The following is a 14,189-nucleotide window of genomic DNA, read 5'->3' on the forward strand; positions in this document are numbered from 1 at the left end:
GTCTGGACCAGCCCGGCAGGATCCGAGCGGGAGGCCCTAGGCCCCGGCGGGCTGGCGCACGTTCTGCCGCACCCACTCCACGATCGACGCGGTGGTCGCGCCCGGGGTGAAGATCTCCGCGACGCCCTTCTCCTTCAGCGGCGGAATGTCCTCCTCGGGGATGATGCCGCCGCCGAAGACGAGGATGTCCTCTGCGTCGCGCTCCTTGAGGAGGTCGATGACGGCGGCGAAGAGGGTGTTGTGGGCGCCCGAGAGGATGGACAGGCCGATCGCGTCGGCGTCCTCCTGGATGGCCGTGTCCACGATCTGCTCCGGCGTCTGGTGGAGGCCGGTGTAGATGACCTCCATGCCGGCGTCGCGCAGCGCCCGCGCGATGACCTTGGCCCCGCGATCGTGGCCGTCGAGCCCCGGCTTGGCGACCACCACGCGGATCGGACCGGCTGCCACACCCATCACTGCCTCCATCAAGCGACCACGGAAGCGTTCGCTTCCGCCTCTCACGACAAGTACCGCACTTTTGGCGCGTCCCGCCACCGTCGCGAAGTGAACGAACGTTATCTCCAGCATCCCGCAACCGGCGGTTTTACGGTGTGGAGCGAGGGGGAAATCACACGGTGGGACATGAGGGCACACGGGGGACGACGCCGTCGCCCGCGTGCCGACAGGAGGTCGGCCATGAAGGTCACCGGTGTACTGCCACTCTTCCTCCCGTTCTACCGGCGCCTGTGGCCGGAGAGGCTGGCCGGCCTGTCGGTCGCGCTGGTCAAGGCGACCGCGCTGGAGGCGGCCATCCTGGCCGGGCACCTGCTGCTGTACCCGACCGGCCTCATCCAGGAGCGCCGCGCGCCCGTGATCCCCGCCCAGGAGGGCGCCACACCGCTGCCGGGCAGGACCGGCCCGCCGGTCGTGCTCCTGCACGGTTTCATCGACAACCGATCGGTGTTCGTGCTGCTGCGCCGCAGCCTCGCCCGGGACGGCAGGCAGCGCATCGTGTCCCTGAACTACTCACCGCTCACCTGCGACATCCGGACGGCCGCCGAACTGCTGGGCCGCCACGTCGAGGAGGTCTGCGAGCGCACGGGCAGCGGCCAGGTCGACATCGTGGGGCACAGCCTCGGCGGCCTGATCGCGCGGTACTACGTCCAGTGCCTGGGCGGCGACCTGCGGGTGCGCACGCTCGTCACGCTGGGCACACCGCACTCCGGGACCAAGGCCATACCGCTGGCCAGCGCCCATCCGATCGTGCGGCAGATGCGGCCCGGCTCGGAGGTGATCGAGGAGCTGGCCGGCCCCGCGCCCGGCTGCCGCACCCGGTTCGTCAGCTTCTGGAGCGACCTGGACTCCATGATGGACCCGCTGGAGACGGCCTGCGTGGACCATCCGGACCTGGAGACGCGCAACGTCCGGGTGACCGGCATCGGTCATCTCGCGCTGCCGGTGCATCCCACCGTGGCGGCCGGGATACGCGAGGTCCTGGAGTCCGCCCCCGTCGAGGACCGGGTCGAGGGCGGTCTGACGGTGGCCTGAGCGCCTTCCACAGGGGTTCCACGGCGGTTCCGGAGCGGTTTCGCTGCGCTGTCACCGTGGAAAAACATCGAACGTTTCTCGAACACAAGGCCAAACTCGCGTCCGCCGTCCCCCGAAACACGGCCGGTTGCCCGTTTCCGGCCCACGTGAAACCAGCCGAAGATTGTCGCGCCCGCGTACCGCCGGGTACAGTCGCCGCACTGCTCTGGCAGCCCCTGTTGTCGAGGCGAAAGAGAAGTTGGTGAACGACCGTCACCCGTCGGGGACCATGACCACCCCGGCCCCGGCTTCCGACGCCTCCACCGCGCCCTACGCGGCGTACGGAGCGCAGGAAGCCCCCTGCGACGACCTCACCACGTACGGCGGCTACGACGCCACCGGTTTCGCGGCCGGCACCACGGGCTCCTTCGCGGCCGACCCGCTCTTCGGCAGCCTTCCGGGCGACGGGCAGCACACCGGCGGGTACGACGCCACGCAGTGGCAGACCGGCACCGGCCAGGTCCTCACCCACGACCCGTACGCGGCCCAGCACCACGCCTACGACACGGGCGCGTACGACACCACCGCCTGGACGGTACCCCCGCAGACCAGGGGCAACGACGCCGGCGGCCAGTGGGACACGAACGCCTGGACCCAGTCCGACCCGTACGCCGCCGCCGACCCCACCCAGCAGTGGGACTGGGGCACCCAGAGCTTCGACACGGGCGCGTACGACGCCACGCAGTGGAACTCCGACGGCCCGTCCGTGCCGCACCAGCAGGTCGCCGAACCGTTCGACCAGCAGGCCACGGCCACGTTCGAGCAGGTGCCGTTCGAGGACGCCTCCTACGACGAGCCCGGTGAGATCCCCGACGTGGACGAGGAGTCGGGCGACACGGGCGAACTGCCCGCCGTCGCGCCCCTGCTCGACGACCAGGAGGAGGCCGCCCCGGCTCCGGCGACCCGTGCGGGTTCCCGCAGCGGGGCGCGTTCCCGGCGCCGTACGCCCCCCAAGCGCTCCGCGCTGCTGACCGTCGCCGTGCCCTCGGCCTGCGTGATGGGGGTCGCCGGGATCGCCGTCGCCTCCGTCGGCACGTTCACCGACGACGGCAGCACCACCGCCTCCGCCTCGGACGCCCAGTCCGTGAAGCCGTCCGTCGCCAACAGCAAGCTGGACACCCAGCTCAGGACGCTCGCCGCGGGCGCCGACGACTTCGCCGACCGGGCGAGCCGTACGCAGGAGCGCATCGACCTCAAGAACCAGCAGGAGCTGCAGCAGAAGAAGGCGGCCGCGGAGGCCGCCCTCAAGGAGCGGCTGCGCCCGAAGTTCGCCCTGCCGGTCACGCAGCACGGACTCAGCGCCTACTTCGGCCAGGCCGGGGTGAACTGGATGTCCGTGCACACGGGCATCGACTTCCCCGTCTCCTACGGCACCACGGTGATGGCCGCCACCGACGGCGTCGTCTCCACGAAGTGGAACAGCGCCTACGGCAACATGCTGATCGTGACGGCGAAGGACGGCACGGAGACCTGGTACTGCCACCTCTCCAGCTACCGCGTCTCCGCCGGTACGACCGTCAAGGCCGGCCAGCCCGTCGCCTACTCCGGCAACTCCGGCAACTCCACGGGCCCGCACCTGCACTTCGAGGTGCGGCCGGCGGGCGGCGCCGCCATAGACCCGCTGCCGTGGCTGCGCAGCCACGGGCTCGACCCGACCTGAGTCCTCGACGAGGAGGAGCCCCACCCTGCCGGGTGGGGCTCCTTCTCGCAGTGGGTTACAGCTTCTCCACCGGCGCGTACCGCAGCAGCAGCCGCTTCGGCTTGGTGTCGCCGAAGTCGATCGTCGCCTCCGCGTTGCCCCCCGTGCCCTTGACGGCGACCACCGTGCCCAGGCCGAACTGGTCGTGCGTGACGCGGTCTCCGACGGCCAGGGCGACCACCGGCTTCTCCGCGGTGCGCCGCGTGGCGAAGCCGGACGCGCCGGACGCCGAGGAACGGGAGCGGGACGAGGACAGCGAGGCCGCGATGCCGGCCGCGGGACCGGAGGACACCGGCGCCGTCGCACCCGTCCGCTTCCACTCCACGTGGGTGGGCGGGATCTCCTCCAGGAAGCGGGAGGGCGGGTTGTACGACGGCTGGCCCCAGGCGCTGCGCATCGCCGACCGCGTGAGGTACAGCCGCTCCCGCGCGCGTGTGATGCCCACGTACGCCAGGCGCCGCTCCTCCTCCAGCTCCTTGGTCTGGCCGAGGGCGCGCATGTGCGGGAAGACCCCGTCCTCCATGCCGGTCAGGAAGACGACCGGGAACTCCAGGCCCTTGGCGGTGTGCAGGGTCATCAGGGTGATGACGCCGTCGCCGTCCTCCTCGTCCGGGATCTGGTCGGAGTCGGCGACCAGGGCGACGCGCTCCAGGAAGTCGGCGAGCCCGGCGGACTGTTCGCCCTCACCCGACTCCTGCTCGAACTCCAGCGCCACGGCCGCGAGTTCCTGCAGGTTCTCGATACGGGTCTCGTCCTGCGGGTCGGTGGAGGCCTGCAACTCCGCGAGGTATCCGGTGCGTTCGAGCACCGCCTCCAGCACCGTCGCCGGTCCGGCGCCGGACTCGACGATCGTACGGAGGTCCTCCATCAGCGTGTTGAACCGCTTGACCGCGTTGGTGGACCGCGCGGCCATGCCGTAGGCCTCCTCGACGCGCTTGAGCGCCTGCGGGAAGCTGATCTTCTCGCGCTGGGCGAGGGCGTCGATCATCGCCTCGGCGCGGTCGCCGATGCCCCGCTTGGGCACGTTGAGAATGCGGCGCAGCGGCACCGCGTCCTCGGGGTTGGCCAGCACGCGCAGGTAGGCCAGGACGTCCCGGACCTCCTTGCGCTCGTAGAAGCGGACGCCGCCGACGACCTTGTAGGGCAGGCCGACGCGGATGAAGACCTCTTCGAAGACACGGGACTGGGCGTTGGTGCGGTAGAAGACGGCGACGTCACCGGCGCGCGCCTCGCCCGCGTCCGTCAGGCGGTCTATCTCGTCGGCGACGAACTGGGCCTCGTCGTGCTCGGTGTCCGCCACGTAGCCGGTGATCCGGGCGCCCTGGCCGGCGTTGGTCCACAGGTTCTTCGGGCGGCGGGACTCGTTGCGCTCGATGACCGCGTTGGCCGCGGAGAGGATGGTCTGCGTGGAGCGGTAGTTCTGCTCCAGCAGGATCGTCGTGGCGTTCGGGTAGTCCTCCTCGAACTGGAGGATGTTGCGGATGGTCGCGCCCCGGAAGGCGTAGATCGACTGGTCCGCGTCACCCACGACGCACAGCTCGGCGGGCGGCAGGTCGTACTCGCCCGGGGGCACGTCCTCGTCGTGGGCACCGGTCCCGACGAGTTCCCGTACGAGCGCGTATTGGGCGTGGTTGGTGTCCTGGTACTCGTCCACCAGGACGTGCCGGAAGCGGCGGCGGTAGTGCTCGGCGACGTCCGGGAAGGCGCGCAGCAGGTTGACCGTCGTCATGATCAGGTCGTCGAAGTCGAGCGCGTTGGCCTCGCGCAGCCGCGACTGGTAGAGCGCGTAGGCCTGGGCGAGGGTCTTCTCGAAGCCGTCGGTGGCCTGGGCGGCGAAGTCCTCCTCGTCGATCAGCTCGTTCTTCAGATTACTGATCTTGGCGCTGAAGGACTTGGGCGGGAACCGCTTGGGGTCCAGGTCCAGGTCCCGGCAGACCAGAGCCATCAGCCGCTTGCTGTCGGCGGCGTCGTAGATCGAGAACGACGACGTGAAGCCGAGCTTCTTCGACTCCCGGCGCAGGATGCGCACGCACGCGCTGTGGAAGGTCATCACCCACATCGCGTTCGCGCGCGGGCCGACGAGCTGCTCGACGCGCTCCTTCATCTCGCCCGCGGCCTTGTTGGTGAAGGTGATCGCGAGGATCTGGCCCGGGTGCACGTGCCGCTCGCCGAGCAGGTGGGCGATGCGGTGGGTGAGCACCCGGGTCTTGCCGGAGCCGGCGCCGGCGACGATGAGCAGGGGGGAGCCGGCGTGGACGACCGCGGCGCGCTGGTTCTCGTTCAGCCCCTCCAGGAGTGCCGCCGCGTCGATCGCGGGGCGCGGGGCGCCGTCGCGGTAGTGGGTGTCCCGGTCCGGCGGCGCGTCGAACTTCCCGCCGAACAGGTCGTCCGGAAGCGACTCCGGAGCGTGCTCGTCCTCGGGCGGTGGCGGGGGTTCCTCGTCGTGCCCGCGCGGGGGGCGGAGGTCCGCCAGGAAGCTGTCGTCAAAGAGGCTGCTCATCGCTCTCCGAGTCTAGGGCGCCGCACCGACAACCGGTCGGCGACCCGGAAACCCGGCCGGTTCCACGGAGGAGTCGATCAGCGCCCGGCAGGTGCCGCACCCCGCTCACGCTGCGGAGGCGTGCGTTCACGGCGGTGTGAAAAATGTCTTCGGTCACGAAAACGTATCGGACATATGCCGCTCCAACCTTCACAGAAGTCACACCAGTTGGCTAGGTTTCCGTCAGGCCGCACGACCCCCCTCCGGCGAACCCGCCGGGCCGCGCGGCCTCCGCCGAGTCCGGCACGCCGCAGGGCGTCCGGAGCCGGGGACCCACCGAATCCTGGGGTGAATCGGCCGACTCCCGCCCGGGACGACGCCGTAGGGCAACCCTTCCGAACCACCCGCCCGAACCCGACAGCTAACCCGGTAGGCGGCACATTGGAAGGAGTCGCCTCCCTTGGCGTCGCACCGCAAGCCGCGCCCCGGCGCAGCCCTCGGACCGGGTCTGCGGACCCCGGCCCTCGCCACCGCCGCCTTCACCTCCGTGGCCGTCCTGTCCCAGACGGCCGAGGCCGCCGTTCCCGCGCGTGACGGCAGGCCGAGCATGGAGGAGATCGAGAAGAAGATCGACGAGCTCTACCGCCGGGCCGACTCGGCCGCCGCGGAGGACGCGTCGGCCACGCGCGCGCCGGCCACGCGCCCGGTGATCCGGCAGCAGGCGCGCGTGGAGGTCCCGCGCCAGGAGGACGCCCGGCGCCCCGGCAGGCGCGCCAAGGCCCTGGAGGGGCTGGCTCCGTTCACCGCCGCCCCGGACCCGGCCGCCTCGCTCCTCGCGGAGTACCCGGAGGACCACTTCGCCCAGAACCGGGTGATGAACCGGCTCGCCTCGCGCGTGAAGGACGCGGCGGAGCGGGGGAAGGGCACGGCCGAGCGCGGGAGGGGCGCTGCCGGGCAGGCGAGCGCCCCCGGGACCCCGGAGACGCCGGCCGCCGCGCAGTACGACGTGAAGACCGCCAAGGCCGCCGTGCAGCGCAAGCTCGCCGCCGCGCGGGAGCTGCTGTCCCGGGCGACCACTGCTCCGGCGATGTCCCCGGCGGCCTTCGCAACGGCAACCCAGGAGACGGCACACCCCGTGGCGCAAGCGGTGCCGGGACCGGTGGCCCCGTCGGCGGCACCCCCGGTGGCCGGGCGGGGGCGGCACCGGGTCCGGCTCCCGGCGGGTTCGAACGCCACCAGGGCCGAGCAGGCCGTCGCCTTCGCCCGCGCCCAGATCGGCAAGCCGTACGTCAGCGGCGCCAGCGGGCCCGGCTCCTACGACTGCGCCGGACTCACGTGGGCCGCCTGGAAGGCCGCCGGTGTCACCCTGCCGCGCACCTCCTCCGCCCAGGCCGCCGTGGGCACCCCCGTCCCCCTCGCCGACGCGCGCGCGGGCGACCTGGTCTTCTTCCACGAGGACGCCCGCCATGTGGGCCTGTGCACGGGCGACGGCATGATGATCCACGCCCCGCGGCCGGGCGCCTACGTGTGCGAGGAGTCCGTCCACCACTGGGGCGATTCGGTGATCCACCGCGTGGTGCGGCCGGCCTGAGTCCTGAGTCTCGTCTTTTCGAGCCCCACGCGCGCGTGGCCTCCGGGCGAGGGCCGCGCCGGTCCCTAGCATCGGGCGCATGCCCGGCATCTCAGGCCTGCTCACGTGGTGGGCGCAGCGTCCGCCGGCGGCCGGAGCCGCCGTGATGGCGACCGGCATCGTGTCCGTCGGCCTCCACCAGACGGGCGCCGAGACGCTGTCCCGGGTGTTCCTGGCAGTCGCCTGCGTGCTGTGGCTCGCGCTGGCCGCCGACTTCGCCGTACGGCTGCTGGCGAAGCCGCGGCGGTGGGCGGCCGAGGCGCGCAGTCCCGGCGGACTCACCGCGGTGGCCGCCACCGCGGTGCTCGGCACTCGTTTCTCGGCGCTCGGTCCGCGGGCCCTGGCCGAGGCGCTGCTGGCCCTGGCGGCGGTGCTCTGGGTGGTCCTGCTGTTCCTCGTGCTGCGGCACTGGGGGCCGCGCATGCCGGGAACGGTGTTCCTGGCCTGCGTGGCCACACAGGAACTCGCGGTGCTGGCGGCCACCCTGGCGGCGGCCGGATCGACGGTGTGGCTCGCGCGCGCGGCGATGGTGCTGTTCTGGCTGGGCCTGATCCTGTACGGCCTCGCCCTCGCCCACTTCGACCCCCGTCAGCTGCTCGAGGGTGCCGGGGACCACTGGATCCTGGGCGGTGCGCTCGCCAACTCGGCGCTGTGCGGGGCGAAGCTGCTCGCCGCGAACAGCGCGCGGATGTACCTGTGGAACGACGACGACCGGTACGTGCTGCGCAACGTCACGGTCGTGCTGCTCGTGCTCGACCTGACCGGGTACGCCGTCCTGGTGGCGGCCGAGGCCCTGCGGCCTCGGCTGCGCTACGACGAGTGCCGGTGGTCGACGGTGTTCCCGATGGGGATGTCGGCGGTGTCGACGCTGTCGGTCGCCGCGGCCCTGGGCATCGGGTGGCTGAACCCGCCGGGGCGGGCGCTGGTGTGGGTCGCGGTGGCGGCGTGGCTGGTGGTCGCGGCGGGCGCGGTCCTCACGGCGCGCGCCGGGGCAGCCGAGGCGCGCTGAGCGCCCCGTGCGCGCGGCGTCCGGACGTCACGTCCACAGCACGGCGATGAAGATGTTCACCATGGTCAGCAGGCCGACCAGCCCGAAGAGGGGCTTGTCCACCCGCTCCTCGTCGCGCTTCACGTAGACCAGGCCGAGGATCACGATCAGCACGGCCAGTTTCACGCCGATCTTGATGTTGTTGACGTGGTGGCCGTCCGCCTCGTTGAGGCCGACCAGGGCCACCCCGGTGACGAGCATGGTGAACGCCCCGTGCAGCATCCCGGGGACGAAGCGGGCCGTGCCCTGGCCCATCGCCTTCATCTGGGTCAGGAAACCGCCGAGCAGCGCGGCGATGCCGATGATGTGCAGGCCGACGAAGAGATGGATGAGTACGTCCATGGGCCCGGAGCCTATGGGGCCCTCCCTAGGCGCCCGTCACCGCCCCCGGCTCCGACCCGGCACCGGCCCGTGTTGGATCGCATATATGCGCCTCATAGCACCCCATGGCTCCCCGGTGTCACGCATTGCGCACTTCGGTCATCACGCAGCGTGAAGGTGGCGACTCACGCCGGGTGATGCGGTCACCATCGGCCACATTCGACCCGTCGGCGCCAGTTCCGCACACCGCGTTACCAGACCGTCACACGGGGGCCTACCGTCCTCCCCCAGGTGACCGGCTCCCCATCGCCGCCCGGGCCAGGGGCGGCCGCCGGCCACCACCGCCGAGAAAGGTCCGGCGGTGGCCCGTCCCCCCTGTGCGGACCGCCGCCGGACGCTCCGACCGCTCACGCGGTCGCGGCGGTCCCAAGGGAAGGACGTGACGGTCGAGGTGGCAGCGCACCGCAGGCCCCGACAGCGCTCACTGGGCGGCAGCACGGCCCGTACGGCCGCGACCCTCGTCCTGGCGGGCGCGGCCACCGCCACCGCCTTCGACGGCACCGGCAACGCCGAGCCGCGGCTGACACCGGCGCAGGTGAAGGCCGAGGTGGACAAGCTGTACCAGGAGGCGGAGGCCACGACCGAGACGTACGACGGGACCAGGGAGAAGGCGGACGCGGCCCAGCGGCGGCTGAACGCGCTGCGCGACGAGGCCGCCCGCCGGCAGCAGCGGCTCAACACGGCCCGGGAGGCGCTGGGCACGTTCGCGGCGGCGCAGTACCGCGCCGGGGGCATCGACCCCTCCTGGCAGCTCGCGCTGTCCAGCGACCCGGAGCGCTACCTGGACGGCGCCGCGTTCGCCGAGCGGGCCGGTGAGCGGCGGGAAGGGGCGGTGGCGCGGGTGCGCGGGCAGCTGCGGGAGATCGAGCAGTTGCGCGGCGCGGCCCGCGTCGAGCTGGCCTCGCTGCGGTCACGGCAGGCGGAGCTGAAGCGGCAGAAGCGGACCATCACCGGCAAGCTCGCGCAGGCGCGCGACCTGCTGGAGCGGCTCTCCCCCCGGGAGCGGGCGCAGGTCACCGGCGACGTCAGCGCGCCGGGAGACGCCTCGGGACCCGGGGCGGACACCGGGACGGCCTCGGCACAGGCCGGCTCCGTCGCCGCCCCCGACGCCCGCGCCGCCGCCGCCGTCGCCTACGCCTACCGGAAGCTCGGCAGCCCGTACGTGTGGGGCGCGAGCGGCCCGGACGCCTTCGACTGCTCGGGCCTGGCACAGGCCGCCTACCGGTCCGCCGGGATCTCCCTGCCGCGCACCACCTACCAGCAGATCAACGCGGGCCGACGCGTCTCCCGCTCTCAACTTCAGCCCGGTGACCTGGTGTTCTTCTACTCCGGCATCAGCCACGTGGGCATCTACGTCGGCAACGGCCGGATGATCCACGCCCCGAACCCCTCGGCCCCGGTCCGCCTGGCCCCCGTCGACGAGATGCCGTTCGCGGGGGCGGCCCGGGTGGCGTGAACGTGTCTCAGACCAGCCGGCGGGCCGTCGCCCAGCGGGTCAGTTCGTGCCGGTTGGACAGCTGGAGTTTGCGCAGGACCGCCGAGACGTGGGACTCGACCGTCTTCACCGAGATGAAGAGCTGCTTGGCGATCTCCTTGTAGGCGTAGCCGCGGGCGATCAGGCGCAGTACCTCGCGTTCGCGCTGGGTGAGGCGGTCCAGGTCCTCGTCGACCGGCGGGGCGTCGGTGGAGGCGAAGGCGTCGAGGACGAAGCCGGCCAGGCGCGGGGAGAAGACGGCGTCGCCCTCCTGGACACGGAAGATCGAGTCGACGAGGTCGGTGCCGGTGATGGTCTTGGTGACGTAGCCGCGGGCGCCGCCGCGGATCACGCCGATCACGTCCTCCGCCGCGTCCGAGACCGACAGGGCGAGGAAGCGGACCGGCCGCTCGGGGTCGGCCATCAACGCCGAGCAGCGGCGCAGCACTTCGACCCCGCCGCCACCGGGGAGGTGCACGTCGAGGAGGACCACCTCGGGCCGGGTCGCGGTGATGACCGTGACCGCCTGGTCGACGTCGGCCGCCTCGCCGACCACCTCGACGCCGGTCTCGGCGGTCTGCCCGATCTCGGCCTGGACGCCGGTGCGGAACATCCGGTGGTCGTCCACCAGCACCACGCGCACGTGCCGCTGTCCGGTGGGGCCGGACCCGGCCGCCTCCGCCGCTCCCGCCGTGCCGTTCGCCTCGGTCGCGTCGCTCATGACGTCCTCTCCGCCCTCTCCATCTCCAGCTCGACCTCCGTGCCGCCGCCGGGCACCGCCCGCAGCCGGGCCGTACCGCCGTTGCGCTCCATGCGGCCGATGATCGATTCTCTGACACCCATGCGGTCGGCGGGTATCGAGTCGAGGTCGAAACCGGGACCGCGGTCGCGCACGGACACGAAGACCGCCCTCCCCTCGACTTCGGCGTAGACCTGTACGGCACCGCCCTCGCCACCGTACTTGGCGGCGTTGACCATCGCCTCGCGCGCGGCCTGCATCTGCGCGCTCGTCCGCTCGTCGAGCGGGCAGTCGCCGACCACGACCACCTCGATGGGCACGCCGTGCTTGTCCTCCACCTCGGCGGCGTTGCGCCGCACCGCCTCGGCGACCGTGTCCGGCTCGTCCTCCTCGTCCTTGCCCGTTCCCTCGGGCTTGTACAGCCACGTGCGCAGGTCGCGCTCCTGGGCGCGGGCCAGGCGGCGCACCTCGCCCGCGTTGTCGGCGTTGCGCTGGATCAGGGTGAGGGTGTGCAGCACGGAGTCGTGGACGTGCGCGGCGACCTCGGCGCGCTCCTGGGCGCGGATGCGCATCAGCCGTTCCTCGGACAGGTCCTGGGTCATGCGGACCAGGTAGGGACCGGCCAGCAGCGTGATGCCGACGAGGACGGCGAGGGCAGCCTGGAGCACCGCTCCGAGGTGGGCGGCCGAGCCCTGCAGGACGAAGATGGCGGAGACACCGGCCGTGACCAGCAGGACGCCGACGCCCGCCCGGAGCAGGGTGAGGGTGCGCCGGCGGCTGCCGACCTCGACCCAGCGGGCCCGGCGGGCGTTGTCCGCCTGGCGCCAGACCAGGGCGACACCGGCCGCGACCAGGACGGCGGGCAGCAGGTAGGCCTTGGCCGCGCTGGTCAGGTTGACACTGCCCACGAAGACCATGGACACGACGACCATGAGGAGCAGGGCGACGATCTGCCCCTTGTCCGGCTTGCGGGCCACCAGTCTGCGGCGGCCGTCCGCAGATGCCTCGGTGCCCACCAGCGACGGCTTGTGGTCCCCGACGCCGCCGACGCCGAGCGGGACGAAGAACCAGAAGGCCGCGTACAGCAGCGCGCCGAGTCCGTTGGCCATGAACAGGCCGACGAAGGCGAGCCGGACCCAGATCACGGGCAGCCCGAGGTGCCCGGCGAGGCCCCGCGCCACCCCGCCGAGCCAGCGGCCGTCGCTGCTGCGGTAGAGCTTGCGCGGCGGCCGCGGGTCGTCGAGGGGCAGTGCTGCGGCTTCCGGCATGGCATCGATGGTCACACGGCCGCCGGGGCCGGGCATCAGGGTCGGCCCCCTAGACTCCCCTGATCTTCCCGCCGGCCGGCCGGAATCGGCTGGAACCGGCCGGAACCGGCCGGGCGGCCGGCGTTCGAACACCTCCCCGTCCCGCGTCAGGGCCGATCTCAGGGTCGGCCCAGGGTCATCCCCGCTCCCGCCCGGCCTGGCGGGCCGTCACCATGGACGCATGACGGATCACGAGCACGCCGCGACGGGTCCGGGACCCGGCCCCGGCCCGGACCCGGCCCCGGGCACCGGACCGGCGGATGCCGCGTCCGCCGGGACGGGCCGGCCGGGAGCGGCCGGTGCGGGCACAGCGGTCGCGGACGACGAGCAGGGCGGCGCCGAGGCGCCCCTCCGCTTCCGGCGCGACCGCCGGCACAAGATGATCGGCGGGGTGTGCGCCGGACTCGGGCGGCAGACCGACATGGACCCGGTGATCTTCCGGATCACGCTGGCGGTGCTGGCCGCGACCGGCGGCATCGGGCTGATCTTCTACGGCTTCGCCTGGCTGCTCGTGCCGTACGAGGGGGAAGAGGAGAACGAGGTCCGCAAGCTGCTGACCGGGCGGGTCGACGGCCAGGCCCTGGCCGCGGTCCTGTTCGCGCTGGTCGGCTGCGGGATCCTGCTGAGCATGGTGCGCAACGGCGGGGTGCTGACCTTCGCCGTGGTGCTCTCCCTGCTGCTGGGCGGATCCGGGTACTGGTCGCGGCGGCGCGGCGCCCCCGACCCCGACCCGCTCGCCGCGCAGGCCGCCGCCGACGCTCCACCGGAGGCCCAGGCGCCACCGGTCGGCATCGCCTACCCGTCCTGGTGGCGGGACCCGATCGTCAAGGACGGCACGCATGTCGGCGGCACCGGCTATCTGTGGGGCCCGGGCGACACCGGCCACCGGGACCTCGGCCCGGCCCTCGACGTCGGCCTGGCCATGCCCTGGATCCACGACGGCTCCATACCCCCGTCGCGCCCGGCGGCCCCGCGCCCGCGCGGCCCCCGCTGGATCGGCGGCTGGGTGTTCCTGCTCGCGCTGCTGGCGGGCGGCCTGGGCTCCGGGCTGACCTGGAACACCCAGCCCCTGGGCACCAGCCTGCAGACGGGCCTGGCCTGTGCGCTCCTGGTCCTCGGCCTGGGCATCGCGCTCAGCGCCTTCCTGGGGCGGACGGGGGCCGGGTCGGTGTTCGTGGCGATCGTCACGGCCGCGCTGCTCGCGGGCGCCTCGGCCATGCCCAGGGACATCACGACCCACTGGAAGGAGACCTCCTGGAAGCCGGCCGCGACGGCGGACGTGCGGTCCGCCTACACGGTCGGCACCGGCGTCGGCACCCTGGACCTGAGACGGGTGCACCCCGGCAGGGGACAGTCGGTGTCCACCGACGCGGAGGTGGGCGCGGGACAGCTGAAGGTGATCGTGCCGGCGGACGCGACGGTCCGGCTGAGCATCGACGTGGGGGTGGGCGACATCCGGTTGCCCGGTGACGACAGGAAGGACGTGGACGTGAAACCGGGCAGGCACAAGGAGGTCACGCTGGCGCCGGTCAAGGGCGGCAAGGACGCCGGCACGCTGGAGCTCGGCCTGCGGGTGGGCGCCGGACAGGTGGAGGTGCGCCGTGCTGCGTCATGAGTTCCAGCCCGGGAAGCTGGTCGCCGGGCTCTTCCTCACCGCCGCCGGAGCCGTCTACGCCGGTGACGCCACCGGGCGGTGGCACACCCCGTGGTTCGTGATCGTCCCGCTGGTGACGGCCGGGCTCTGCCTGGCCGGGGTCACCGCGGCCGTGGCGCGAGGCATACGGAGACGGCACCGCGCCGAGAGCGGCCGGGGCGGGGCCGACATATAGCCGCGCGGCCGGCGGGCTTCCGGCAGCCGGGCAGCCG

General features: G+C 72.8%; 12 protein-coding genes and 1 riboswitch. Of the genes, 7 read left to right on the top strand and 5 right to left on the bottom strand.

Annotated features, from left to right (window positions below):
* Nucleotides 1-36: 36 nt before the first annotated feature.
* On the bottom strand, nucleotides 37-453 hold the full coding sequence (icmB, locus tag AQJ66_RS13365; protein ID WP_061920535.1) for a coenzyme B12-dependent isobutyryl CoA mutase small subunit: 417 nt from the start codon (nucleotides 451-453) through the stop codon (nucleotides 37-39).
* A gap of 222 nt (nucleotides 454-675) precedes the next feature.
* On the opposite strand from icmB, the gene AQJ66_RS13370 reads away from it, so the two are divergent.
* Together AQJ66_RS13370 and AQJ66_RS13375 are read left to right on the top strand one after the other, a co-directional pair.
* Nucleotides 676-1,527 (top strand): esterase/lipase family protein, encoded by an 852-nt coding sequence (locus AQJ66_RS13370; protein WP_061920536.1) that lies wholly within the window; start codon nucleotides 676-678, stop codon nucleotides 1,525-1,527.
* Nucleotides 1,528-1,768: 241 nt separating this feature from the next.
* Nucleotides 1,769-3,226 carry a M23 family metallopeptidase gene (locus AQJ66_RS13375; RefSeq protein ID WP_061920539.1) on the top strand — a complete coding sequence of 486 codons (1,458 nt, stop codon included), beginning with the start codon at nucleotides 1,769-1,771 and terminating at the stop codon, nucleotides 3,224-3,226.
* 55 nt (nucleotides 3,227-3,281) lie between these two features.
* On the opposite strand, the gene pcrA is transcribed toward AQJ66_RS13375, so the two are convergent.
* On the bottom strand, nucleotides 3,282-5,765 hold the full coding sequence (gene pcrA / locus AQJ66_RS13380) for a DNA helicase PcrA (protein WP_061920541.1): 2,484 nt from the start codon (nucleotides 5,763-5,765) through the stop codon (nucleotides 3,282-3,284).
* Nucleotides 5,766-6,026: 261 nt separating this feature from the next.
* A riboswitch (cyclic di-AMP (ydaO/yuaA leader) is annotated at nucleotides 6,027-6,196 on the top strand.
* 8 nt (nucleotides 6,197-6,204) lie between these two features.
* Here pcrA and AQJ66_RS13385 point away from each other — a divergent pair.
* Complete coding sequence (locus AQJ66_RS13385) at nucleotides 6,205-7,335, top strand: NlpC/P60 family protein (protein ID WP_061920543.1); 1,131 nt, start codon at nucleotides 6,205-6,207, stop codon at nucleotides 7,333-7,335.
* 79 nt (nucleotides 7,336-7,414) lie between these two features.
* Nucleotides 7,415-8,383 carry a tellurite resistance/C4-dicarboxylate transporter family protein gene (locus AQJ66_RS13390; protein WP_061920545.1) on the top strand — a complete coding sequence of 323 codons (969 nt, stop codon included), beginning with the start codon at nucleotides 7,415-7,417 and terminating at the stop codon, nucleotides 8,381-8,383.
* Between the two features lie 27 nt (nucleotides 8,384-8,410).
* Here AQJ66_RS13390 and AQJ66_RS13395 read toward each other — a convergent pair whose 3' ends face one another.
* On the bottom strand, nucleotides 8,411-8,764 hold the full coding sequence (locus AQJ66_RS13395) for a hypothetical protein (RefSeq protein ID WP_061920546.1): 354 nt from the start codon (nucleotides 8,762-8,764) through the stop codon (nucleotides 8,411-8,413).
* 430 nt (nucleotides 8,765-9,194) lie between these two features.
* On the opposite strand from AQJ66_RS13395, the gene AQJ66_RS13400 reads away from it, so the two are divergent.
* Entirely contained in the window at nucleotides 9,195-10,259 is a 1,065-nt protein-coding gene (locus AQJ66_RS13400) for a C40 family peptidase (protein WP_061920894.1), read from the top strand.
* A 7-nt stretch (nucleotides 10,260-10,266) separates the two neighbouring features.
* Here the strand turns inward: AQJ66_RS13400 and AQJ66_RS13405 are convergent, their stop codons facing one another.
* On the bottom strand, nucleotides 10,267-10,998 hold the full coding sequence (locus AQJ66_RS13405; RefSeq protein ID WP_061920548.1) for a LuxR C-terminal-related transcriptional regulator: 732 nt from the start codon (nucleotides 10,996-10,998) through the stop codon (nucleotides 10,267-10,269).
* Nucleotides 10,995-12,284: an ATP-binding protein gene (locus AQJ66_RS13410; protein WP_061920896.1), complete on the bottom strand. Its 1,290-nt coding sequence runs from the start codon at nucleotides 12,282-12,284 to the stop codon at nucleotides 10,995-10,997. The genes AQJ66_RS13405 and AQJ66_RS13410 overlap by 4 nt, the downstream gene beginning before the upstream one ends.
* Before the next feature lie 220 nt (nucleotides 12,285-12,504).
* Between AQJ66_RS13410 and AQJ66_RS13415 the strand changes: the two genes are divergently transcribed.
* On the top strand, nucleotides 12,505-13,938 hold the full coding sequence (locus AQJ66_RS13415; RefSeq protein ID WP_061920550.1) for a PspC domain-containing protein: 1,434 nt from the start codon (nucleotides 12,505-12,507) through the stop codon (nucleotides 13,936-13,938).
* Nucleotides 13,925-14,152 (top strand): hypothetical protein, encoded by a 228-nt coding sequence (locus tag AQJ66_RS13420; RefSeq protein WP_061920552.1) that lies wholly within the window; start codon nucleotides 13,925-13,927, stop codon nucleotides 14,150-14,152. The genes AQJ66_RS13415 and AQJ66_RS13420 overlap by 14 nt, the downstream gene beginning before the upstream one ends.
* Nucleotides 14,153-14,189 lie beyond the last annotated feature (37 nt).

The organism is Streptomyces bungoensis (assembly GCF_001514215.1).
GTDB lineage: Bacteria > Actinomycetota > Actinomycetes > Streptomycetales > Streptomycetaceae > Streptomyces > Streptomyces bungoensis.